Below are 24580 nucleotides of genomic sequence, written 5' to 3' on the forward strand. Positions count from 1 at the left end.
CTCCTTATTAATGGAATGGGTTTCTTACAATTTTAGGATTGGCATCGATGATATCCTGCCCAATGAAGGAATAGTAATTTCCCAACTGGAAGAATCTCGGTGCACGGAATCTAGGAGCGACTGAGCGTACAAATACAAACTTGCCATCTCGCGGATCACCCGGTCTAACTACCCGATATGGATAGAGGCTATAGATCATGCTTTCTGGGTTACTGGTATTGCCATCCCATTTTTCATGAGCCACTCTCCATCTTTTGTAATCCCATACTACATGATCCTCAAATGCCAGCTCTACTCTGCGTTCCTGCATGATATCTTCCATAGTTAGGCTGCTTAGACTATTCGGGCCAAACCCTGCTCTTTCTCTAAGCACATTGATATAATCCACTGCTTCTGGCATACCCAGTTCGAAAGCAGCCTCAGCAGCATTCAGGTAGATTTCACCCAGTCTGAATCTTACCCACCATACTTCACTACGTATACCTCTGGTACTAGCTCCTACAGCATTATCTACATACTTTCTAAGATAGAAACCTGTATTTGAAACTTCCTGGATAGAACGGTGAGGACCACCGGCCGCAACCAAAACTCCACCATCTTCATATTCTGTAGCCAATCCGTCAGATTCGATTCGGTCGTAGGAATTACCGTTCCAAACCATGACTCCAGCTTGCATAAAGATCTCCTGACCTCTAAAGGAGGCTCCTGGGTAGATTACTGTTCCATACAATCTGGCATCCTTATTTTCAAAGATGTCATCTACCTCATCATAATAGATATAGTCAGACCCATCTTCTGTATGAGTTTTAAGTTCTCCTGAACTTCCATCCAAATACTGGAAGTCCTCTACCAACCCCAAACCTGGAGTGATAGCCGAGGAACCCAGGTTATCTTCACGAGCAGATCTAGCCACGTTGTCATAGGTAAATCCATGTCTTTTATCCGCTGAAAGCAAATAGTCCTGTGCCCAGATCACCTCTGGGTTACCATTCTTGGTGATAATAGCCTCGTAGAAATTTTCACCCAGGTCAGGGTTAGCATTATAAAGACCATAGCCTCCTTCTTCCAAAATGGTTTTTGACGCGTTCAGAGACTTGGTGTAGTATCCTTCAGCTCTAGAAGGATCAATTCCCACTTCTCCTCCAGGCAACTGGATCGGAGAACCCATTTCTGAATTATACTTCGCCAAGGATCCTGCATATAGGGCCGCTCTACTCACCACTGCCAGTGCAGTAAATCTATTTGCACGGGTTTGGCTGCCATTGTTACCCAAAGTAGGCATGATGGCTTCCATTTCAGAGATCACAAAGTCGTAAACTTCTGCTTCGGTATTTCTTGGATACTGAAGGTAACTAGGATCTCCACTGAAATCATAGATCAACTCTTCCGTGATGAGCGGAACTCCCCCCATTCGCTTCACATGCTCGAAGTACACGTAGGCACGAATAAATCTAAGTTCACTCAGAAACTGCGTTTTTTGATCTTCTGACAATTCTGAAACAGTATTCAGTTTGTCAATAGCCAGGTTGATATCTCGGATCAATCCATAATCCCACAGGCTCCATCTACCGAAGTTGTAGGAAAATATATTGTTCAGACCATCATTTCCAGAATATCCGGACCACATGGCCTCATCGTAGGCTGCAAAATCAGCCCATCCCGTAGTCAGGGATGTATGTGCAGGTAATCTGTCATAATAATTAGAAAGAACACCAGTGATTAGCTTGGTATCATTCCATACCTGATCGTCAAGTAGGATATTTGGCGGCTCCAGCTCTAAGTAATCTGAATCGCAGGAGGTTGATAGCATGGATAATAGCGTCAACCCTAAAATATATCTTTTGAAGAATTTCATAATAGTTCTTTTATAGGGTGATATTAAAACCAAATGTGAACAAGCGCTGCTGAGGATATACTAATCCATTACCAGCCCCGATTTCCGGATCTATACCAAAGTCTTTCACATTGTCAAATGAGAACAAGTTTGTACCTGATGCATAAACTCTGAGCGTACTGATACCGATTTTTTCCAATACTGGGCCAGGAAGTCTGTACCCTAGTTCCAAGTTTCTCAATCTCATGTATTTCACATTGGTCAACCAGAAGGTATTGTGTCGGTAAAGATGGTCAGCCCCGAATCTTCTGATCGCAGGGTAAGTTCCCGGTACCCAATCACTATCTGAGTTGTACAGATCCTCTCTGTGCCATCTATCCTCAAACATATAATCCGGAGAGGTACCATTGTTTTGGAAAGGGTATCGCAGCTCCCAGTTTCTGGTAAAGGTCTGCATGGAGGCTCCCGCAAAGCTGAAGTAAAGGTCAAAACCCTTGTAATTTGCAGAGCCATTGAAGCCAAAGCTCATGTATGGATTGGCGCCTTCAGCATACCCTATTGGTCTTTCATCCATACCATTGATGGTGCCGTCACCGTTCACATCCTTGTAGATAAAGTCGCCAGGGAGTAGATTTCTATTGCCCTGTCCATCGATGTTTACCGGGTGGTTATTGATTTGTTCTTGGCTTTCGAATCTACCTTCTACCTGATACCCCCAGTTGATATTGGCCCAGCGATTCTCTTGGTCAGTTCTGTATTCATTCCAGGAGTTACCGAATCTAGGCTTGTACCTTTCAGTTATTTTCAACCTGGAGATGGTTCCATTGGCACTTAAGGTGAAGTTTACATTTCCGGCTTGTCCAGAATAAGTAATTATACCTTCAACACCTCTATGAGCATCCGACTCCAGGTTTTCCGAAGGCAGGGTGTACCCTACTTCAGTAGGAAGCAAAACATCATATCGCCCGGCAGGCAAACCAGTTCTTTTTCTTTCGAAAATATCTGCCTGCAAGAATAACTTGTCCTTGAAGAAATAGGAATCTATACCAAAGTTGATGTTGGTATTGGTAATCCAGGATAAATTCCTTACTGGCAGTCCTCTTGGATCTACTCCAGGTACAAAAGAACCGTTCAAAATAGCACTACCACCTGCAGTAGGGATGAAATTATACCCTGAGTAATAGCTGAAAGGATCTACAATAAAATTATTGCTACCTATAAATCTATCACTACCCGTCTGTCCCCATGAACCTCTAAATTTCAAACCACTCAGAAAATCTCCGGTGATATTGTCCATAAAGCCTTCATCAGAGATTTTCCATCCGGCAGTCACGCCAGGGAAGAAACCATATCTGTTTTCCTCATCAAATAGGAATGAACCGTCAAGTCTCCCGAAAACCTCTAATAGGTATTTCTCTTGGTAGTTGTAGTTGATTTTTGCCAAATATCCCTCTCTAGCCTCTTGGTATATTTCATCAATCAGGAGATCCTGATCTGCAAAAGACATGATTGGGATGTAATTGTTTGGCGGCACGGTGTGTACTACTGTGTAATGCGAATTATTGCTCCATCTCTCGTATGCCGCTATACCTGCTAGGTAATGGTCACCCCAGTTTTTACCATAATTCACCTGGAACTGTGCCACTTGGTCTACAGTATTGCGCTTTCTTCTTTCTCTCCATGGGTTTTGGTTGCCCCACTCTGGCCTGGTTTCGTATACATCCGTATCCTCATTGTAGATGTAGCCATCGTAGGTATATTCAAATCCATCAAAATCAAAGTTGTTAAAGCTATAAGAGTAAGTACCTTTCATTGAAAGGCCGAAGTCAAACTCATACTGTGCGTAGAAGTTCGCTTTTATAGCGCGATTGACCTCATCTATATACCCTGTGATTTCCTTAGTATAGGTAGCCGGGTTTACGTTGATGTTGTGAACGTCACCGTTTACATAATTCGGGTTATCATTCGCATAGGGACGCTCTGTTGGCCACATGGTGAAAATACTCAAGAATGGGTTAAAATAATCATCCAATCCTGGCACACCTACCTGCTCTCTATTTTCCAATCTACCACTAAGCTGAGTACCTACTGAGAGGCCATCTGCCAAGGTCATTTCTATATTTGACTGGAAGTTAGTTCGTTGGAAGAGGTAATCTTCAATCATCGCATCCTGATCCAAGTGGGATACAGAGAAGAAATACTTGGTGTTCTGAGAACCTCCAGTTGCGCTGGCATTGATGGAGGACTGAGGCACATTAGGCTTCATGATGAAGTCATAGTAATCAAAGCTTTGGAAGCCTTTTTCTGTTCCCTGCTCCCATCTGGCCAGATCTTCAGGGGAGATAGTTGGGCTTCCACCTAGATTCACTTCAGACTCCGCATTGGCACGTACATGCTGGAAGGCATTTGCTGGCTGTGGATATCTGGTAAAGTTTTGAAGTCCATAATATCCGGAAAGACTGATCTCGGGCTTTTGATTTTGGCTACCTCTTTTTGTAGTTACCAAAACCACCCCGTTTGCCGCTCTCATACCATAAATGGCCGCAGAAGCATCTTTTAGAATTGAGATACTTTCTATATCGGATTGACCTAGGTTATTAAACTGAGCCGCATCAGATGGAATCCCGTCAATAACGAATAATGGAGTCCCCATATTTCGGATCTGAATGGAAGTACTAGCACCTGGACGTGCATCAGTTTGCCGGGCAGTGACCCCCTGAATTTTACCAACTAGTGCACCCGAAGTGGTTACAGCTGGAGTACGGATCAGGTCATCGGCTTTAACTTCACCTACCGCACCGGTAATTGTCCCTCTTTTTTGAACACCATAACCTACTACCAATACCTCATCCAGATTGGCAAGATTCTCAGTCAAGGTGATATTAATAGAAGATTGGTTTCCTACAGTCACTTCCTGGGTGTTGAATCCTATAAAGGAAAACACCAGGACACTTTCCGGACCGGGGACAGTAAGAGAGTATCTACCATCCAAGTCCGTGGCGACACCCGTAGTGGTGCCTTTCAAAATCACAGAAACCCCAGGAAGGGGCAGTCCTTGAGCATCCAGTACAGTACCTGTCACTTCCACCTCTTTTTGTACAGCTATATTGGAAGCCTTATTTATAATAAAAGCTTTCGAGTCTGTAATAAAAGAAGCATTCAATGACAACACCATACAGACGAAAAGGGCATTCTTTGGTAAAGAATTACATTTCATATTTATTATGGGTTTGATTGATAATTAACATTACATAAAACACAATAGTATTCCACCTTACATAAAATATGTAAGTACCGGTTACACAATAGTATATCAGGGTGATGATTTTTTAGCAAATCAGCACCAAGCACTATTCAGAAATTGAAAGTGATCAGATCAAACTGTCTATCAATTATTTACGAGACAGTTTATATTCTGCTTTTTAATTAAAGCATTAGAAAACCCAACTTTAATTTGCTGGATCCCTACTGAAATAAAGGAGATGATAATAATTCATTGGCTCAATGGGTTTTGTTAGTTATTCGTTCTTCCTGCGCCATACAACAGACACATAGGAAATTATGCTAATTAGATTTCTCTATATATTTACATACGATCCAGTCAAAGTTCAAAATCTATTTTTTAGAGTTTTTCCTTTTTTCCGGCTCTTTGCATAAAAGAGTTTTATACTAAAACAGCAACACTCTAATTTCTCTCTTTAGAACTGTAAAAACAAACTGTATTAAATCGAAAAAATACTGTTTCTTGACAAAAACACCTCGATTTGGGCATTTTTATCGGAATCATGAAGTTATTAAAACTAACAAAAGCTAACTAATCCTGAAGTTTTAGGGGATAAAAATGCTCACTTTTCAATCGATTGCGCAAGCATTTGTGCAAAATTTGCACAACTTAAAGACAATTTCTGATTTACCGCAAGATGCTCTTACCTGCTAAAGGCAAGGTCTGTAAATCAAAGGTAATTACGATCAGCACAAGAAATTACCTTAGCTAGCATTTCTATTTCAAAAATAGTACTTCACTATAAAGTAAAGGATGATGAGCTTAGGGGAATGAAAAGCTATTGCATAAAAACTACCATAGGTGTACCTCCGACTATTAGGACTCAGTAGACTTAGTCAAATAACTCCTGGCACCGTAGTCTTGACCCGGAGGCCATCATTATTTCCTTGCGTGAAATCCTGCCTAGGAGCAAGTCGAACACGTACCAAGGGGAATACAAAAAAACCTTCGAGGGGATCCTTCCCTATGGTCAGGATATACCTCAAAGGTTACAGTACTATTCAGCTTTCAGACTTTCCCCTTCTGTCTGGAGATAGTTTTGTCCATGCCTCACTACCCATGACGCTACGCTCACCTTACTCGCTTTTTAGGGAGTTTACCGGATTGGTCATTGCCGCTTTGATCGATTGGTAGCTGGTGGTCAGCAGGGCAATGACAATGGCAAAAAGCCCTGCTCCCAGGAATACTTGCCAACTTAAGTCCTGCTTGTACTGATAGTCTTCCAACCATTTTCTCATCGCCCACCAGGCTATGGGCGAGGCGATCAGAAAAGCGATGAGCACCAGCTTCGCAAACTCCTTGGACAGCAAAACTACTATACTCCCAATACTAGACCCCAGTACTTTTCGGATACCGATCTCCTTGGTTCTTTGCTCCGCAGTAAATGCCGTGAGCGCAAACAATCCCAAGCAGGCTATCACAATGGCAAATCCTGCAAAGATACCGAAGACTTTGCCCAGCCTGGTTTCGGAGGCATACATCTGACCGAATCTATCATCCAAAAATGAATAAGTAAAAGGTTGACCAGGAGCCATTTCTTTCCATTTTGCTTCTATAAAGTTTATGACCTCGTCTGTATTTTCTGAATTGAACCGAAAGGAAGCGATTCCACTTGGTCTTTCGCTCAGAAAGATCATCACCGATCCTATATTTTCTTTCAGTGATTCGAAATTGAAGTTTTTCACCACTCCTACCACAGTCTTACTGTTCAGGTTGTCCAAGTTTGCAGTCTCGTTTTCACCGGCCATGGAGTATATTTTTTGACCTATGGGATTTCCCTCAAAGTTAAATTGCTTGGCAGCAGATTCATTCAAAATAACTGCTGAAGAATCGGATGGGAAATCCAGTGAAAAGTCCCTCCCTTCGGCGATTTCCATTCCCATAGTCTGGATGTAATCGTAATCCACCTGCCAGTTTTGCAAACTCACCATATTCTCCGTTTGCTTGGGGTCCTTTCCTTCGGCCCACCATGGCGTATCAGATCTCCATGTACCAGCCACCGGCAAATACCCGGTAATGGTTCCGGACTCCATCATGCTATTGGCTAAAACCTCTCGCTTGAAAGTCTCGGCTTGATCTCCTAGTGCATAGACATCTTCTACAGTAATGATTTGCTCCTTGTCAAAGCCAATCTTCTTATTCTGAATGAAGTTCAGTTGATTGAAAACAGCAATGGTTGCGATGATCAAAATAATAGAAATCGCAAACTGGAAAACCACCAAGGAGCTGCGGATCATTCCTGATCTCATTCCCATGGATACATTACCTTTTAGAATGCTGATCGGCTTAAAGCCAGATAGGAAAAAAGCCGGGTAGATTCCTGCCAATAGTCCTGTAATAACCGCTCCCAAGAGGAAAATACCATAAAAGCTAAAATGGGAAAATGGAAGCTGCAACTCTCTGCCAGCCAAATCATTAAAAAAAGGCAAGAGCAGGGAAACCAGGGGCATGGCAATCAAAAAGGAGATAAAACTCAGCAAGATGGACTCCATGAGAAACTGTCGGATCAAATGGGTACGAAATGACCCCATCACTTTTCGGATCCCTACTTCCTTGGCACGGTTAGCCGATCTGGCCGTGGACAAATTCATAAAATTGATACAGGCAATGACGAGGATGAAAAGTGCCACTGCGATAAATAGGTAGATGTAGGTGATGTTAAAATTTGGCTCAAACTCTCCCATCAGGTCGCTTTTCAGGTGGATATCCAGTAGGGGCTGCAGCATATATTCCATTTTGCTGCCATCAGCCAGCATGCCGGCCAGGGTGGCTCCTTCCCCAAATAATTTACCCAGTTCCGGTTCCACATTCTTCTCAACCAGGGTTTGTAATTTTTGATTGAGATTTTGCGGATCAGCATCAGCCCTGACTTTCAGATAAGTTTGGAAATTATTGCTGAGCCAGGAAGTTCTTTGGGCCTCGGGCAAGCCTGCCATAGCCAGTAAAAAGTGGAAATGAAAATGACTATTCTGAGGGATATCTTCATAAACTCCAGTGATCCTAAAATCCATGTCATTATCCAAAATCAGGGATTTCCCTACCGCACTTTCTCCAGGAAAATATTTCTCAGCCATGCTTTTGCTGATGGCCATGGTATTGGGTTCGGCCAAAACCCCGTCTTTATTTCCTTCAATCAGGTTGGTACCAAATACATTGAAAAAATCCTTGCTAGCCCATATTACTCCTTGCTCTTTGATGTTTTCTTCTGTTTTTTTGACCAGGTAAGAGCCACGCTGTCTGAAATTGACTGCGTATTCCACTTCTGGAAATTCCCTGGGGAGAGCCTCAGCCATAGGTGCAGGAGCCTGGATCATATCCCAGTGATTGCCCCCAAAAATAATATCGGCATGAATCCTATAAATCTGATCTGCATCCTTAAAGTGCTTATCGTAGGACAATTCATTGATCACAAAAAGCGAGATGATCATACATACAGCCACGCCTACGGACAGACCTAATACATTGATAAATGTATAGAACTTATGCTTCTTTAAGTTCCTGATGGCGATTTTAAAGTAGTTTTTAAGCATGATTACATTTACGATTTATGAATTGAGATTTACGGGATTTAGCGGAACCTCTACCCTATATTGATTTTCATTACTGTTCCCGCCATGGTTTATATCTGCTTCGGCATGGCAATAGAGCGTGCGTCAGTCCTAGCGGAGTAGAGGCAGGAAGCAACCCCTACTCTATACAATTAGATTGAGCTGGCTTTGTCGTCCTCTCTCCTCCCACCTATGACGCATTCTTCCTGGCTTTCCACTGTCTTGGTTGGTGCCTGGCTTACCGGTAGGCAGGTCTTCACAACCCATTCAATTTCATTCCATCTAGACAGGTATAGAGGCGAAGAGCTGTATAAAAGCTATTCAGGATTTATGCCATTTTAACCAAAGCCTTCCAAATGCAGGAAAGCCCATTTTCAATTTATTATCGATTTACCTTCGTACAGTATCGTTCGCTTTCGGGCAATTCTACTAGCGATTTGTGCCATGATTAAACTAACTTCAGTCCGAGCGTCCCGCATAGCCACGGGGATCGAGGACGCTTGTCTGCCCTGGTCCGTGTCGTCACGGGCCATTTTTTTAGCAATCCGTGAGGACAAGACCTGAGGCGAAGCAACAAATTTTACATTTTAAAACGAGATTGCTTTCCCGTAGAATCGGGACAGGCTGTCGTCCTACCTCCTTCTACCGATGACGTACTCTTCAGGTGTTATCGACCAAAATCCGAAATCAACCATCCGAAATCAGAATTCTAGCTACTCTGAACGAAGAGACTCAACCGGATTGGCAGAGGCCGCTTTGAATGCCTGATACCCTACCGTGATTAAAGAAATCAGAATCAAAAGCACTCCAGATCCGGCAAATATCCACCAGCTCAAATCCGTCTGGAAGGCATAAGTCTGTAGCCAGCTATTGGACAGATACCAGGCCACCGGCACTGCAATCAGAATAGCTACGACTATCAAAGCCATGAAATCTTTGGAAACCAAAGTCAGAACACTCGTCAAGGTAGCTCCCATCACTTTCCTTACCCCGATTTCCTTTTTACGCTTCTCAGCAGTGAAGGCTGCCAAACCAAACAGACCCAAGCAGGAAAGAAAAATGGCTGTAGTCCCAAAATATATAGCCAGATCAGATGCTCTCTGTTCAGAAGCATAAAGCGACTGATAATCCTCATCCATAAAGGAATAGCTGAGAGGTTGACCGGTAAATTGCTGGAAGACATCCGAAATCCCTGCAATGGTTGCCCGCTGATCATTTGAAGCTAAGCGCACCATGACTTTCTGGGCAAAACCCGGACTATATTTGATAAAAGCAGGTTTTACCGTTTCCTTCAAAGATTCAAAATGGAAGTCTTTTACCACTCCTATCACCTCCATATCCTCTCCCCATAGGTTTACGATCTGTCCTACAGCATCTCGGAAACCAATAGTTTGCACTGCTGCCTCATTTAGAACTATTTTATTCTCCTCCTCTCCATACTCAGGAGAAAAAGCCCTTCCTTCCAACATCTCAAATCCCATGGTTTCAATCAATCCCATGTTGACCGAAATATTCTCAAACTTCACTTCTTCATCAGGATTTTTCCCTTCCCATTCCAGGCCTATGGTAGAACTTGCTAAGCCTACCAATGGGTGAGACAAACTGGAAGCATTCGCAACTCCTGATATTTTTTTAGTCTGATCCAGAAATGCCTGCATTTGATTGGGCTGGATTCCAGAAGCATTCAATTCCAATAAATGAGATTGCTCATAGCCTAGGTTTTGGCTTTGGATATAATTCATCTGCTTGCTCAGCACTGTGATACCAATAATCAGCAGAAGTGAAATGGAAAACTGAAATACTACCAGACCTTTCCTCGCCAACAGTTCACCAAAACTGCCTTTGAGATTAGATTTCATCACTTCTACCGGTTTAAACTTGGACAGGTAAATGGCCGGATAAATCCCAGCCAGCAAGCCGGTAAAAAGCCAAGCAGCCAGCAATAAGAAAACCACATCCGGTTGAAAAGACAAGGCCAGCGATTTGGAAGTCACTTGGTTGAAAAATGGCTGTAGGACAAAGGCTGCCACTAGGGCAAAGAGCAATGCAAAGAAGGACAGCACAAGTGATTCAGTGATAAACTGTGTAAAAAGTCCTCCACGACTAGCCCCCATAGTTTTCTTAACCCCTATTTCCTTCAGTCTGCTCATGGATTTGGCTGTGGTCAAATTCATGAAATTGATACAGGCGATAATCAAAATGAAAACAGCAATAGCTGAAAATATTTTCACATAACTGATTCTCCCTCCAGCAATTTTTCCATCCTCATAAGTATTATAAAGATAAGTGTCAGCATAGGGCTGAAGAAAAACGGTAACGTTGGTGAACTCTTCTTTCTTTTTAATAAAATCGCTTATCTGATTATTGAATGCAGCTACATCTGTACCTTCCTTGAGAAGGACTGCTGCTGTCGCATTGTAATTATCCCAGTGGGCACCATCTCCGAGCATTTGCTTAAAAAAGGGAAATGCCATGAGGAAATCAGGTTTGTCCACATCCAGCTGCCCAAAATCCTTGTAAACACCTGTCACTTCCACTTCATTCTGAAAATCAAAAACCTGCCATTTCAATGACTTGCCCAAAGCCAACTGAGGACTTCCAAAGAGTTTGGTAGCTAAAGTCTCTGAAATTGTGATGGCATTGATTTCAGTTAGCGCTCTTTCTGGATTTCCTGCTAGAAATTCATGGTCGAAAATCTGGAAGTACTCCTGATCCACAAAAAAGCCACTCCCATTCATTTTGGTGTCCCCCTGCTCCAGGGCTACGCCTTCAATCAGCGGGGAAAATGCCGAAGCAGCCTCCACTGGTGCAAGTTCTTCACTCATCGCCTCAGCCATTTCGGCGGGAGTATAGGGAATGGTCACTATTCCGGTGGAATTGTGGTGATTAGTCATCACCTGGTAGATCTGGTCTATCTGGGTATGGTAGCGGTTTACACTCAATTCATCCTTGACCCAAAGCATAATCAGGATCACGGTACATAGCCCTATGGTCAATCCAAAAAGATTGATGGCGAAAATGCTTTTCGACTTTATAAAACTTCTAAAGGCAAGTAAGATCTGGTGGCGGAGCATAATAGATTTTTGATTTACGATTTTTGATTTACGAGATCTACTTGAACCTCTGACCTGGATTGTATTGCTTCATGTGATGAGTCTCACGGGATTAGTAAGGAGCAAGGAAATGACCTGAAATTACCATGACCGTCATTGCGAGCGAGGAACGAGCGAAGCAATCTCCCCGATTAAAACAGATTGCTTCAATCTTGCTGAGATTTCAACTACCGAATACTCCGGTTAAGATTTACCTATGCCGTAGGAGGATCCCATCATCTGTCACCCAACATCCGTTATCCCATGTGCGTCTTTGCGAGGAGCGAAGTAATCTCTAATCCCTTTTTACCAGACTGCTTCGTTCCTCGCAGTGACGTTGCTCACTTCGGTCTCCGGTCTTCCGACTTCCCAACTTCTACACGTGAAACTGCTCCCGGATATTCTCTGTCACCACTTTACCATCGAAGAGATTGATGATTCGGTGAGCGTAGTTGGCATCATGGGGAGAGTGAGTTACCATTACGATGGTTGTTCCTTCGTTATTCAGTTCTTCGAGAAGACGCATCACCTCTTCGCCATTGGTAGAATCCAGGTTACCTGTAGGTTCATCGGCAAGGATCACAGAAGGCTTCGCTACAATAGCTCTGGCGATAGCCACACGCTGCTGCTGACCACCGGAAAGCTGCTGCGGGAAGTGGTTTCTTCTGTGCATGATGTTCATTCGGGTAAGCACCTCTTCCACTCGTTTTTTGCGCTCATCAGTTGGGATTTTTAAGTACAAAAGTGGAAGTTCCACATTTTCGAATACCGTCAGTTCATCGATCAGGTTAAAGCTCTGGAATACAAAGCCAATGTTACCTTTTCTAAGGGATGACCTTTTGCGCTCCGAGAATTTGGCTACTTCCTGATCCAAGAAATGGTATTCCCCATCGTCAGGATTATCGAGTAGGCCCAGGATATTCAGCAAGGTGGATTTCCCACAGCCTGAGGGCCCCATAATAGCGACGAATTCACCTTTTTTGATTTCGATCTGTATGCTGTCCAATGCAGTGGTTTCCACCTCCTCGGTAGCGTACATTTTTCTGAGATTGACGGTTTTGATGACGTTCATGTGAGTTAAGTTTGAAGACGGAAGACCGAAGACCGAAGTCATGGGATCCTCCAACTTTGTTTGTAATATTTTGATACTATATTTTTTTTATCCTAAAGAAGGTTCCTAAAACTAGCATAGACCACCTCGGTCTCCTCTCCTCGGACTTCCAGCTAATTTATTTAATGGCATTCTTAAACCCTATAATCATGTTCATGAGATTATAGCATTCAGAATAGTGTTTTTTGAACTCTGTTTCTCCTGTATATTTTCTTCTTTTTGCTTTATATAAACATGTAACTACCTCCGCCAAAGACCTTAAAGAATAGCCAACAAATCTTCCTTGTTCTGGGTTAGTCTGACCAATTGAACCTTCAGCGATATTAAGTGCTATTGAATCTACAGCTCTTCGAATAGCTGGTCAAATTGTAAATCTCCTCTTTTGGATATTCCTTTGACAACTCATGAATTTCTTCAGCCAGATCCATCGCCTTGTGCCAAATGATCAATTTTTCAAACTTGAAACTCCTATCCGATCAGCTTAAATTTTGACTACAATCGCTCTTATTTATCCTAAATCTTCTTCTGTCTCCGGTCTTCCGTCTCTCTACCTCATCTCCAGCACCTCATTATCCCCAAAGTTTTCGTAACCGCTGATGATGACTTTTTCTCCCTCGACCAGTCCTTCCAGTACTTCGTAATACTCGGGATTTTTTCTTCCCAATCTGATGTTTCTCTTTTCTGCGTTTCCTGCGGAATTGATCACAAAAACCCAATTTCCTCCGGTGTCCTTAAAGAAACCTCCAGTTGGCAATAGCAGACTTTGCTCACTGTCACCCAGCTCGAGTCGGATCCGTACACTTTGCCCACGACGTATGCCTCGGGGACTTTCACCGGTGAACTTCATGTCCACTTCGAAGCGACCATTGGTAATGGTAGGGTAGATTTTCATGATTTCCAGTTCATGATCCACACCGCTCAGCGTAAACTTTCCCCTCAGGCCCTGTCCGATTCTCGGCAGATACAATTCGTCTATGGGTACTCGTACTTTAAATTCATCCAGCACATCGATCTGCCCATACCGCTCACCTGAATTGATCGCCTGACCTACTTCTATCTGCTCCATGGCAAGCTGCCCTGCGATAGGAGCTTTGATCACCAGATTATTCAAAATCTGCCCCACCCCTTCCAAGGAAGCATTCATTCTATTCTCGGATTGCCGCAGCTGCTGCAGTTGATAAGATCTGGCTATGGAGTCACTTTTATAAGAGGCATAAGTCAATTCTCTCCTTTTAAGATTGTACTCGTACTGCTCCGCCACTTCCTCAAACTCCCTATCTGATACCAGTTTCTTTTCGTGTAGCTCCTTAAAACGCTTGTATTGGGGCTCAAGCAAACTGATCTGGTAATCGATCTCTGCCAGTTGACCTTGCTGACTCAGGTCGTTTTGATCCAGAAACAGACGGGTCTGACGGAGATTGTTGATTTGTTCGTACAGCATAGTTTCCCGCTGCATCACATCCAGTTGGAGATTCGAATTGTTCATGATCAAAATGGTATCTCCTACTTCCACCAATGCACCGGATTCACGTACCAGCTGGGCTACCATGCCACCTTCTACCGCATCCAGGTAAAAAGTCTGAGCCGGTTCTATCTGTCCGGACACCAAGATGTAGTCGGTAAATTCACCCTTGCTCACTGTGGCTATGCTGAGACGATCTTTCTCCACATTCATGGTGGATCTATGGTCAGCAAACCCGATTTGGTATATAATCCCGGCCACTAATACTACTCCGCCGATAATCCATGCAATCTTCCTGGGTGTCCAGGTCTTCTTTTGTATTTTTCTATCCATTGTGTGTATCTGCCATTTTCGGCTACTCCCTTTATGCCAAATGGCATGCCATGCAAAATATCGCCCCTACTGGCTTTTTGGCTTGTTTTCTTAGAAAATCAACCTTAGGATCGCGAACATTTTCGTCCGCAGGCGAACAAAAGAATTCAAAGTCGGATTATTTTTGACTAATTTGAAGGTAGGCTCCCAATGCGGAAAACATGCCCAAAACGTCCGAAATCAAACGTTTTCTGATTAATTCTGCGCTGTCAGCATTTCGGTATGCTTTTGGAACAAGGGAGAAGTAACCTGGAAAACTTTTATACCCCAGTCTAAACTCTTTAGCATAATGAGCGAGCACAAAACCGGCAAAATCCTAATCGTAGATGATAATGAAGATCTGCTAAAAGCAGCGAAGATTTTTCTCAAAAGGCATTTTGCCCAGGTGGATACCGAGACCAACCCGGATCTGCTTCCCATTCTCACCCATAATGAGTCTTATGATGTGATCATGCTGGACATGAACTTCACCAAAGATGTGAGTTCGGGACAGGAGGGTTTTTACTGGCTGGATAGGATTCTGGAACTGGATCCTTCGGCTGTGGTGGTGCTCATTACTGCCTATGGAGATGTGAACTTAGCTGTGAAAGCCATCAAAGAAGGAGCTACCGATTTCGTCTTGAAGCCTTGGGAAAATGAACGCCTGCTAGCCACCTTGAATTCTGCCCTGCAGCTGCGCAAAAAGAAAATGGAAGTAGACCTACTTCGGGATCAAAAACAGACATTGCAGCAGGATATGGACAATAAGTTCAAGGATATCATAGGGCAAAGTGAAGCCATGCAAAAAGTCTTCGAAACCATAGAGCGAGTGGCGGTGACCGATGCCAATGTATTGATTCTGGGAGAAAACGGAACAGGAAAAGAACTAATTGCCAGAGCTATACACAGAAATTCAAGACGCTCCAAAGAAGCATTCGTAGGGGTTGACCTAGGGTCAATAACACAAACCCTTTTTGAATCAGAGCTTTTTGGCCACAAAAAAGGCTCCTTTACCGATGCTAAGGATGACAGGGCCGGTAGGTTTGAGCAGGCACATAAGGGCACTTTGTTTTTGGATGAAATCGGTAACCTCCCCCTGCCCTTGCAGAGCAAGTTACTGGCAGCACTGCAAAATCGGCAAGTGACCCGTGTGGGGGCTAACCGTCCGGTGGATGTGAACATCCGACTGATCTCAGCCACCAATATGCCTATACACAATATGGTCTATGAAAATGGCTTTCGCCAGGATTTACTTTACAGAATCAACACCATAGAAATTCAGCTACCGCCTCTTCGGGAACGAGTGGAAGACATACCGCTTTTGGCAGATCATTTTATCGCCTTTTACTCCAAAAAATACAACAAAGACATCCGCAAAGCTTCGGAGCCCCTCATAAAACGCATGAGCAAGTACCACTGGCCCGGCAACATCCGGGAGCTTCAGCATAGTGTAGAACGGGCTGTGATCATGAGCAATCATAATGTACTGCAGCCTGAGGATCTCTTTTTACAGAAAATGTCCCAGCCTGAAAAACAAGAGGAATCGGTGAGTCTGGAGCACCTGAACATAGAGGATGTAGAACGTATTTTGATCAGAAAGGCACTTCAGAAGCATAATGGACACATTACCCGTGCAGCAGAGGAACTGGGACTTACACGATCATCCCTTTATAGAAGATTAGAAAAATATGGTCTATAAGCGGTTTTCCATAGGAGTCACGCTCCGGATTCTGGGGATCATTGTCTCACTTTTCATTGGGCTTTGGATGTATTTCCGACAAGGCTTATGGCTCGCTCCCGCCATTCTGGGGATACTAGCTCTGGCCCAGGTTTTAGAACTGATCTATTATGTCAATTCTGTAAACCACAAACTGGCGCGTTTTCTGGACTCCATCCGGTATGCGGATTTTTCCAGTTCATTTACTTCTGACAGCAAAATGGGGGAATCTTTTAAGGAAGTGAACATGTCCTTCAATGAGGTGATGGAGGTGTTCAAGCAAACCCGGGCAGAGAAGGAAGAGCAGATGCTTTTTCTGCAGGTCATCATACAGCACATCAATACCGGCATCATTTCCTTCAATGCTGAAGGCAAAATCGGTGTCATCAATAATGCCGCCAAGCACCTGCTGCAGATTCCCCAGTTTCGTGACATTTCGGATTTGGCTAAGCTATCCAAGGAACTATTGGAAAAGGTGCTGGAAATGAAACCCGGGCAGAGAATTTCGAAAAAGGTCAATTCTTCCCTTCACCTGATCATCCAGTCCACTTCCCTGAAAATGGGAGGCCAAAGCTGGACCTTGCTTTCCCTACAAAACATCAATGCCGAGCTACAGTCCAATGAACTGGAAGCCTGGCAAAATCTGACCAAAGTACTCCGACATGAGATCATGAACTCCATCACTCCTATATCCAGCCTGGTGGATTCCCTCCGGACTATTTTGGATGAGGACAGCTACGTGCAGCAGGAAGGTTTTCTGATCAAAAGAGACGGGTTCCAGGACATGCAGGAAGGGCTGGACACCATTGCAAACCGAAGTAAGGGACTGGTAAGCTTCGTAAATGCCTACCGGGACTACACCAATATTCCTACCCCTAAAAAGGTTTTGATGCCGGTCAGTCAGCTTTTTGAAAATGTACTTAATCTGATGAAGGAGGACCTGAAAAATGCTGAAGTGAAGATCGAAACCGCGATAAAACCAGAGGATCTTCAGATCCACTGTGACCCGGACCTGATCACCATGATCTTGATCAACCTGGTGAAAAACGCTTCAGAATCCATGCAGTCGCAGGCAGACCGGGTCATCGGGCTGACTGCTATCAGCCAAGGAGATCTGGGAATGAGTATTCAGGTGGAAGACTCCGGTCCAGGGATTGTACCAGAAGCATTGGAAAGAATCTTCGTGCCGTTTTACTCTACCAAAAAAACAGGGAGTGGCATAGGATTGGCCATTTCCAGACAGATCATGAACCTCCACCGAGGCAGCTTACAGGTGACTTCCATCCCCAATGAACGTACAGTATTTACCTTGACTTTCAGGTAAAAATTCTTTTACGAAGTAAATTTTCAAGTAAACCTAGTCCAGGATTTTCGGCTCTACCCATAGCAAAGTCAGTAAAACCAGGAGCAAAGCATACCAAATCCAGTCCGAGGGCTTTTGACCGCTTTTCGCCTCAGAAGAAATAGAAGAGGCATTCTGGTTTTGCTTCAAAAAATCTGCAAAAAGCTTCGTTCTGAAAACACCTAACCATTCCTCCCTACCATAAGCATAGTATTCCAGGGTATCGCCCAGGGAAACCCAGCCAGAATCCGGACTGATCAATTCAACAGCCTTGGAAAAAGGATTGACCAAAGATGGCCTGGAATAAAGTGTGTCGCTACCCACCCTGGCAAAATCCTGATCAAAACGCTCCTGATTCAAAGTCAGGCCTGCTGTACCCCCTTGGAAAACCGGTGCTTCCAAAACTACAGAGGCGGGCTCTTCCGGAAGCAGAGCACCTAAAATCTCGCTCCAGATTTTCCGGTACCGCAGGCTGTCACCGGCTAGCTTGATGGGAAAGGTCTGCCCCAGCAAACTCACGCCAACCTTAGCATTACCAACTCTTTGAACCGCTAAGGAATTTCCAAAATTTCGTATCTGGGCAGGTTTAGCTTTCCATTCAAACGGAGCCGCATAAAGCTCCTCCTCTAGTTCCCTGGACGATTCACTACTCAGCCTTTCCGCTTCAAAATCTGTATTCAGGGCACTATTTATACGTTTGACTTCTGACTGAACATCGTTCAAGTTCAGCAGTAGCACAGCCGCACCTGCTTCAATAGCCGCCTTCACTTCCTGCTTTTCCAGTTGGCTTGGGTCAATGATCAAAAACTGGACAGCATCGGAATTCCTAGCTCCGGACTGAATAAATGCACTTTTGGAAACCTTGATTTCCTCGCTCACAGACTGACCAGTTTGGGTTAAGTATTGGCTTAAAAATCGGAGTTCAGGATCCGGAAACCCAAACTTCAAGCTATACTGTACGGGGCTGGGAGCCGTGGAGTAAAACCGGATTTTTCCCTTCAAAGTATCGTTGACAAGAAAATCCAGCTCATTTCTGCCGATCAACTGCACAGGAAATTCAAGCTTAAACTCAGCCTTCCCATTCTTTAGGTGCTGCTCAGCCAGCACTTCTTCACCCTGGATAAGCTTCAGATGAGCCGAATCTCTGACATTTAAGTAACCGTAAATCATTTGGTTTTCCCCCTGCTTCAGGATGGCTTTCCAGTTTAAAAACGAAAGCCCTTGATGATCAGAAAATGGTATCCAATTCACCTTTTCCCCAGAGAATTTCAATAAATCAAGACGGGAAAAGTCAGCCCCTAAAAGGTAAATGGGCCCCGGTTCCCCATGATACGTATTTATTTTTAGCTCTTTCTTAAGGTTCAAACTATCCTTCCAGAACCTGATTTGCTCCTTGGAAACATCCTCAGAATACAGCAGCAGGCCGTTACCTGGATTGCTGTACCTCCAGCTGGGCTGCAAAATGAATGCTATTAAGGCCAGAAAAAAGAGGCTGTTCAAAACAGTTTTAACCCATTTTTTGAGTGAGGAATCCTTGGATCTGTATATCCAATACAGCTGAATCCCCAGAATGCATGCTATCAATAGGATGAACAGGTAAGCCCAGGGCCAAGAAATCAAAGGTTCGAATTGAATCATTTTAGTCTGCTCCAAAAGGCTTTTTCCAGTTTTCTTTGTTTCAAATAGGAAGCATTCAGCCCCTCACTTTTTGGGATTAGGGGATAAATTTTTTCAAACATTTCCAGCTTGCCCTCTTCCCTGATTTTGCCGGATTTCAATTCCTGCAAAAGCAATAAAACCGACCAATCATCCATGCCAGAGTAATTCATCCTTACGGTCCAAAGCTCCCCGAAATTCTGGATCAATAGCTGATCTTGCTCGTCCAGCGCATCCTTATTTAATAATCCTAAAATTTCAGCGGCAAGTGGCTCCAATCGCCTGGAAATCTCTTTTTGCTCTCTTTCAATCCGGTTTTTCACCTCCTCCAAATCTCCGCTCAGGCGCTTTTCTTCAGGCTTGATAGGAGGCGGATCAAAGCCTGTACGCTTCACATACACTCTGGATTTCTGCTGCACTTTTTTGAGAAGTTTCAAAGCCTTTTCCTGGTAGGGCAAAGCTTTCTCCGGTTCGAAAAGCCGCATATACAGTTCAGCTTCCCACATTTCTTCCAGAGCTGCCTTCAAAGTGCCTTTGGTGGATTCCTCAAAGTAAGTATTGGCCTCCGGATCCTCATGGTTGTGCAGGTAAGAATCCAGGACACTCTCTATCCCCCCTTCCTCCTGGCTATGCGACTCTTCTGAGTGTTGCTCTTCATGTTCACTTGGCAAAAGCACATTCGCAGTGATTCCCGCCTCGCTTTCTTCATCATGTCTGTGCTCATATCCTTCGAGCAGATTCTCTGTATCCCCGGTGGCTGTAGGCCCCCCTCCGGCAGTCTCTTCAAACTCCTCGCCCAGGTATTGTCCATAGCGCAATCTTAGCATCTTTTGGTCGTAGCCTATTTCATTAGAAGTGGCATTGAACTCCCTTTCAGACAGGTTTTTTTGCGCAGCCAAGAGCTTTTCAGTGTCGATGATAATCTGCCGCTGACTACGGAAATAATCCGGCATCACATGAATGGCCATCCCTACCAGCTCCTCCTCACTCAGCCCAGCCGAATCCACATAGTTGATGAAATAAGTGTCGCTGCGCGAAAAATTTGGCTCAGGCATTTTGTTGTCAATTGCCGCCCAATAGTAATACAGCTCATCTCCATGCTTAAAGTCCAAGGCATTCAAGTCAAGTTGTACCGAGAGGTCTTCAGCTTTGAAATTACTCCTGGAAACCGGAATTCTATTTTCCCTAAACTTCACATTCTCCCCCGAGCCCCGTGCCAAAGTAGCCACCAGGTAAACCTCCCTGACTTTGAAATCATCAGAGACCCTCGCCTTCACTTCCATTACTTTGGGGTCATTGGTAAAATGATAGCTGTATAGTTCCCGGTCTGCTGGCTGAATCACCGGAGCCAGATCGTCCTTTGCCTCCAGGGGAAAATAGCCTGATTCATACACCAGCTCATCATTTCTATGCCCTCGAATGGCATAAATTCCCGAGTTCTTCACCTGGTCTTTCAGAAAAAAATCACCCTTGTCTTGGCTAAATGAAAGAGAGTTCACAGCGGAACTTACCAGTTCAAAAGCAACATCTGCCGAATTACTAAACTTCAGTCTCCATTCTATTTCTGCAGCTTTAATGGTGGATATTTCCAGTTTAGCTTGGTTTACTATTGGCAGCGCAGTATAAGCCGGAGGAGTAATGCTCACTTTCACATCTAACAAGTTTACCGGGAGATCTTCCAGGGTAGAACTAGGCTGAAAATTGTCCTTAATGTTCTCCGTCAATTCTCCCTTAGACTGCTGTACAGGAATATACTGTGACAACACAAAAACCCCGGATGCCAAAGCCAAAGCGAGTAAAAATGGCCAGGTGATTTGATACCAAATCCCTATCTCTCCGCCTTTGAAAGATGAATTCACACGCTCCCATTGCAGTTTTTCAGCGCTATTTCTGGGAGTTTTATCCAGCAACTCCAGGCTAAACTCCAGGTCCGGGAAGTGCTGATGGAGAATTTGTATGGCTTCAGTTCTAAAGCTATTGAACAAGCCCAACAGGTAAGCAGCGCTCCCAAACACCAGTAAACCTGTCAGCGTGATAGCCAAAATCGAGTCCAGAAAAACCCTTGAAAAAATACCTACAGCTATGGCTGCCAAGAGTGCTTTCAAAACCGCTTGAACCTGCAATTGAAAGTTGATTTTGGCAATATGTTTTTCAATGGTACTCATACTCCTTGACGATTTGCAAAGTATCGCTCCAATGCCAGGCAAAGCAACAGCAATCCCAGGAGCAATAGATTTAGATTCGGCTTCTGCTCCTGCCACTTATCCTGCGCCACCAGAAACCTCCTGGAAAGCTGGGATAAGCTCCAGGGAGCATCCTGCTGTTCAATGTCATAAAACTCCAATAACTTCTCCAAAATCAACTCCGGCAAACGACCATTTTGCACCAGCTCTGCATGCTCAAAATCCAGGGTATCCGAAAATATCAGCAGGTTTTTCCGGGTAGGAAATGAGAATTCGGTAGTAACAAAATATAGCTTGGAAGTGGCCGTTTCTTTGGGTAGGCTTTGGGCAAAAATAAGCTTTGCGGACTCCTCCGTATCCACTTCCTGAAATTCCAATCCATATACATCCTGAATTGCTTCTAGTGACGCTTCAATTGCTTCAGCTTCTGAATCCTCAATATCAGCGAAATAATAACTCAACTGATCCATTTGAATTGCCCTTACATTTCCACTGGATTCTCCAGAAATTGAATCTAAAATTCCTTCCTCATTCACCTGAAAAAACACCTCTTCGGAAAACTGGATTTGCTCATTGCCACTGCCTTGCAAAGCAAAAGTACCCAATACCAAATTTGGCTGTATCGGGGACCTATAGAAGCTCTCGCCTACTGTCTGCTGGGAATTACCTAAATACAAAACCAGCTTGCTAACCTCCTGAGGTAGCAAATCAAGCGAAGCCTGGAGTTTAAAATCCTTATTCTCAGGGTTCAATTGCCCAAGTGAAAGCGCTGTTAGATCCCCATCTGCCCAATAGACCTCATCTCCATTATTCAGGGCCTGCTGAAGTTCAAATCTGAATTCCTCTGCCAGAAGTTTATCCGGTTGCACCAGATGAACCACCCGCTCGGCAGTTTGCTGATTAAGGGCCGGCAAAAACACTTGACTCAGCAGTAAAACCAGCAAGGTCAAGGCTAAGATCCTCAGAAATAATACGAGTAAATTCTCTAACCTAAAGCCTTTTGTCACGCTACTTTCTTGGGAAGTCAGCCAGTGCATGGCTGCCCAGTGAATAAGCTGACCTCTTCTTCCCCGCCACAAGTGGATAAGAATTGGGATGCTGATTCCGAGTAATCCCCAGAGCAATATAGGCTGAAGAAACTGCATCAGGATAGGGATCTTTGGGACAAAAATGCACTGAGTACCCCAGCGATTGAGTCTGACAATCGCACTTGAATCAAATGAACCTGAGGTAGAAGTAAAGACTTTTTAAATTCTGATAAATAGTTATTTATAGAATCATTATAGTTTTTTTCTATCGCTTTTCCATCTAATATAATGGACCTATCGGACTCCAAATCCTGAAACCTAAAACTCCCCCTCAGGTTAAACTTTTCCTCCTGCTCTCCTAAGATTTGGAACAATACGATTTCCTTCTTGGGATGGCGCATTTGCTCTACTATGTGCAGCCACTCATTGTCCTTTTGCAAAAAGTCAGAAACCAGAATTATCAATTCCTTCTGCTTACTTTTCAAAACCGGGAACACCTGCTTGGTCACAGGCCAAGAACCTGCAGCAGTCTCCCCTTCCAAAAAATAAAGTATGCGTTGAAATGCTTTGGGAGTTGCTGAGACCTTTTGTTCCACCCTTCCATCCTGGCAGGTGAAGTAGCTCAAAGAATCGCCCTGTTGATGTGCCAGGTAAGCAAGGGAGGCAAGCAGGTTTTTAGCGTATGCTAAGCGCTTGATTCCATTCTCCTCATAGTTCATCGATCCAGACAGATCAAGCATCATACGGATATGCAAATGACTCTCGGTTTGGGCCTCTTTGATCATGTGTTTACCAGATCTGGAAAAGTACTTCCAGTCGATCCGTTTGGGATCGTCTCCCGGCTCGTAGTACCTGTATTGCTCAAACTCAGAACCTGCACCCACCCGCTTGCCCAGGTGAATACCATTCTTGAGCTGCTCGCTGATGATCTTGGCGGCCAGCTTGAGGTTATTGAGTTTGATGATTTCCAGATTACTTGCCTGCATGGATCGGGAGTGCTTCGAGGATTTTCGTGATGACTGCGTCCGGCTGAATATTCTCTGCCTCTGCCCGGAAGTGCAGGGAAAGTCTATGTCTTAAGACTGGAAAAGCAAGTGTTTTGATGTCATCAGGAGTGACAGCATAGCGACCTTTCACCAAGGCTCTGGCTTTGGCACAAAGTATCAATGCTTGTCCGGCCCGGGTTCCCGCACCCCATTCTACATAATCTATAACTGACTGTATTTCTGAATGATTAGGCCGTGTAGCTCGAATTAACTTATTGATGTAAACCAGCAATTGAGAATCTATGTGAACCTCTCTAGTCAGCTTTTGTAAGTGCTGGATATCCGCACTGGTGAATACTACGTCTGGTTTCCCCTTGTAAGTGCCCGTCGTCTTTTCCAACACATCCAGCTCCTCCTGCTCGGAGGGATAGCCTAGTTTGATGTACAAAAGAAAGCGATCCAGCTGTGCTTCGGGCAGTGGGTAAGTTCCGGCTTGTTCTATGGGGTTTTGCGTCGCTATGATCAAAAATGGAGCTGGTAGCGGATGATGCTGTCCTCCATAGGTCACCACCTTCTCCTGCATGGCTTCCAGAAGTGCTGCCTGAGTTTTAGGAGGAGTTCTGTTGATCTCATCAGCCAGCACCATATTGGCGAAGATTGGTCCCCGGTTGAACTGGAAGAACTTCTTCCCTGTCTCGTGGTCTTCTTCCAGGATTTCGGTACCCAAAATATCTCCAGGCATCAAATCCGGCGTAAATTGAATTCGCTTAAAGTTCAGCTCCATTCCCTGCGAAAGGGAATTTACCATCAGGGTCTTTGCCAAGCCCGGCACACCTTCCAACAGGCAATGTCCTCCTGCCAGAAGCGTAATGATGATTTCTTCAATCACAGATTCCTGACCGACGATGACTTTAGCTATTTCTTTTTTGAGTTGGGGGATCTTCGCCACCAACTCTTTATAGGCTGTTAATTCTGTGTTTTCCAATG

At 44.2% G+C, this 24580-nt stretch carries 14 protein-coding genes; 2 read left to right on the top strand and 12 right to left on the bottom strand.

Annotated features, from left to right (window positions below):
* Positions 1 to 7: 7 nt before the first annotated feature.
* The 7 genes from PBT90_RS11335 to PBT90_RS11360 form a co-directional block, all read right to left on the bottom strand.
* A complete protein-coding gene (locus PBT90_RS11335) occupies positions 8 to 1855 on the bottom strand; it encodes a RagB/SusD family nutrient uptake outer membrane protein (protein WP_270129349.1) in 1848 nt (615 codons plus the stop codon).
* Between the two features lie 10 nt (positions 1856 to 1865).
* On the bottom strand, positions 1866 to 5051 hold the full coding sequence (locus PBT90_RS11340; RefSeq protein ID WP_264810688.1) for a SusC/RagA family TonB-linked outer membrane protein: 3186 nt from the start codon (positions 5049 to 5051) through the stop codon (positions 1866 to 1868).
* A 1142-nt stretch (positions 5052 to 6193) separates the two neighbouring features.
* Entirely contained in the window at positions 6194 to 8647 is a 2454-nt protein-coding gene (locus PBT90_RS11345; RefSeq protein WP_270129352.1) for an ABC transporter permease, read from the bottom strand.
* A 731-nt stretch (positions 8648 to 9378) separates the two neighbouring features.
* Positions 9379 to 11739: an ABC transporter permease gene (locus PBT90_RS11350; protein WP_264810690.1), complete on the bottom strand. Its 2361-nt coding sequence runs from the start codon at positions 11737 to 11739 to the stop codon at positions 9379 to 9381.
* A gap of 394 nt (positions 11740 to 12133) precedes the next feature.
* Positions 12134 to 12829, bottom strand: coding sequence for an ABC transporter ATP-binding protein (locus PBT90_RS11355; protein ID WP_264810691.1), 696 nt, complete (start codon positions 12827 to 12829; stop codon positions 12134 to 12136).
* A 157-nt stretch (positions 12830 to 12986) separates the two neighbouring features.
* The gene (locus PBT90_RS20455; RefSeq protein ID WP_396127667.1) at positions 12987 to 13223 is read right to left on the bottom strand and encodes a four helix bundle protein; all 237 of its coding nucleotides are present in this window, start codon (positions 13221 to 13223) and stop codon (positions 12987 to 12989) included.
* Positions 13224 to 13415: 192 nt separating this feature from the next.
* Positions 13416 to 14663 (bottom strand): efflux RND transporter periplasmic adaptor subunit, encoded by a 1248-nt coding sequence (locus PBT90_RS11360; protein ID WP_264810693.1) that lies wholly within the window; start codon positions 14661 to 14663, stop codon positions 13416 to 13418.
* 328 nt (positions 14664 to 14991) lie between these two features.
* On the opposite strand from PBT90_RS11360, the gene PBT90_RS11365 reads away from it, so the two are divergent.
* Both PBT90_RS11365 and PBT90_RS11370 read left to right on the top strand, forming a co-directional pair.
* A complete protein-coding gene (locus tag PBT90_RS11365) occupies positions 14992 to 16380 on the top strand; it encodes a sigma-54-dependent transcriptional regulator (RefSeq protein WP_264810694.1) in 1389 nt (462 codons plus the stop codon).
* Positions 16370 to 17722: a sensor histidine kinase gene (locus tag PBT90_RS11370; RefSeq protein WP_264810695.1), complete on the top strand. Its 1353-nt coding sequence runs from the start codon at positions 16370 to 16372 to the stop codon at positions 17720 to 17722. The genes PBT90_RS11365 and PBT90_RS11370 overlap by 11 nt, the downstream gene beginning before the upstream one ends.
* 33 nt (positions 17723 to 17755) lie before the next feature.
* Here PBT90_RS11370 and PBT90_RS11375 read toward each other — a convergent pair whose 3' ends face one another.
* The 5 genes from PBT90_RS11375 to PBT90_RS11395 are packed head-to-tail and all read right to left on the bottom strand — an operon-like array spanning position 17756 to position 24578.
* Complete coding sequence (locus tag PBT90_RS11375) at positions 17756 to 19378, bottom strand: hypothetical protein (protein ID WP_270129356.1); 1623 nt, start codon at positions 19376 to 19378, stop codon at positions 17756 to 17758.
* Positions 19375 to 21561 (bottom strand): hypothetical protein, encoded by a 2187-nt coding sequence (locus PBT90_RS11380; protein ID WP_270129358.1) that lies wholly within the window; start codon positions 21559 to 21561, stop codon positions 19375 to 19377. Before PBT90_RS11380 ends, PBT90_RS11375 begins: the two co-directional genes overlap by 4 nt.
* Positions 21558 to 22724: a BatA domain-containing protein gene (locus tag PBT90_RS11385; RefSeq protein WP_270129360.1), complete on the bottom strand. Its 1167-nt coding sequence runs from the start codon at positions 22722 to 22724 to the stop codon at positions 21558 to 21560. The genes PBT90_RS11380 and PBT90_RS11385 overlap by 4 nt, the downstream gene beginning before the upstream one ends.
* Positions 22724 to 23593 (bottom strand): DUF58 domain-containing protein, encoded by an 870-nt coding sequence (locus tag PBT90_RS11390; RefSeq protein ID WP_264810699.1) that lies wholly within the window; start codon positions 23591 to 23593, stop codon positions 22724 to 22726. Before PBT90_RS11390 ends, PBT90_RS11385 begins: the two co-directional genes overlap by 1 nt.
* Positions 23580 to 24578 carry an AAA family ATPase gene (locus PBT90_RS11395; protein WP_264810700.1) on the bottom strand — a complete coding sequence of 333 codons (999 nt, stop codon included), beginning with the start codon at positions 24576 to 24578 and terminating at the stop codon, positions 23580 to 23582. Before PBT90_RS11395 ends, PBT90_RS11390 begins: the two co-directional genes overlap by 14 nt.
* Between the last annotated feature and the right edge of the window lie 2 nt (positions 24579 to 24580).

It is taken from the genome of Algoriphagus sp. TR-M9 (genome assembly GCF_027594545.1).
Lineage (GTDB): Bacteria > Bacteroidota > Bacteroidia > Cytophagales > Cyclobacteriaceae > Algoriphagus > Algoriphagus halophytocola.

Coding starts and splice junctions, on each gene's coding strand:
- PBT90_RS11385 (WP_270129360.1), bottom strand. CDS start 22,724: ATGCAGTTTCTTCAGCCTATATTGCTCTGGGGATTACTCGGAATCAGC.
- PBT90_RS11370 (WP_264810695.1), top strand. CDS start 16,370: ATGGTCTATAAGCGGTTTTCCATAGGAGTCACGCTCCGGATTCTGGGG.
- PBT90_RS11380 (WP_270129358.1), bottom strand. CDS start 21,561: ATGAGTACCATTGAAAAACATATTGCCAAAATCAACTTTCAATTGCAG.
- PBT90_RS11340 (WP_264810688.1), bottom strand. CDS start 5,051: ATGAAATGTAATTCTTTACCAAAGAATGCCCTTTTCGTCTGTATGGTG.
- PBT90_RS11355 (WP_264810691.1), bottom strand. CDS start 12,829: ATGAACGTCATCAAAACCGTCAATCTCAGAAAAATGTACGCTACCGAG.
- PBT90_RS11345 (WP_270129352.1), bottom strand. CDS start 8,647: ATGCTTAAAAACTACTTTAAAATCGCCATCAGGAACTTAAAGAAGCAT.
- PBT90_RS11360 (WP_264810693.1), bottom strand. CDS start 14,663: ATGGATAGAAAAATACAAAAGAAGACCTGGACACCCAGGAAGATTGCA.
- PBT90_RS11365 (WP_264810694.1), top strand. CDS start 14,992: ATGAGCGAGCACAAAACCGGCAAAATCCTAATCGTAGATGATAATGAA.
- PBT90_RS11350 (WP_264810690.1), bottom strand. CDS start 11,739: ATGCTCCGCCACCAGATCTTACTTGCCTTTAGAAGTTTTATAAAGTCG.
- PBT90_RS11390 (WP_264810699.1), bottom strand. CDS start 23,593: ATGCAGGCAAGTAATCTGGAAATCATCAAACTCAATAACCTCAAGCTG.
- PBT90_RS11335 (WP_270129349.1), bottom strand. CDS start 1,855: ATGAAATTCTTCAAAAGATATATTTTAGGGTTGACGCTATTATCCATG.
- PBT90_RS11375 (WP_270129356.1), bottom strand. CDS start 19,378: ATGATTCAATTCGAACCTTTGATTTCTTGGCCCTGGGCTTACCTGTTC.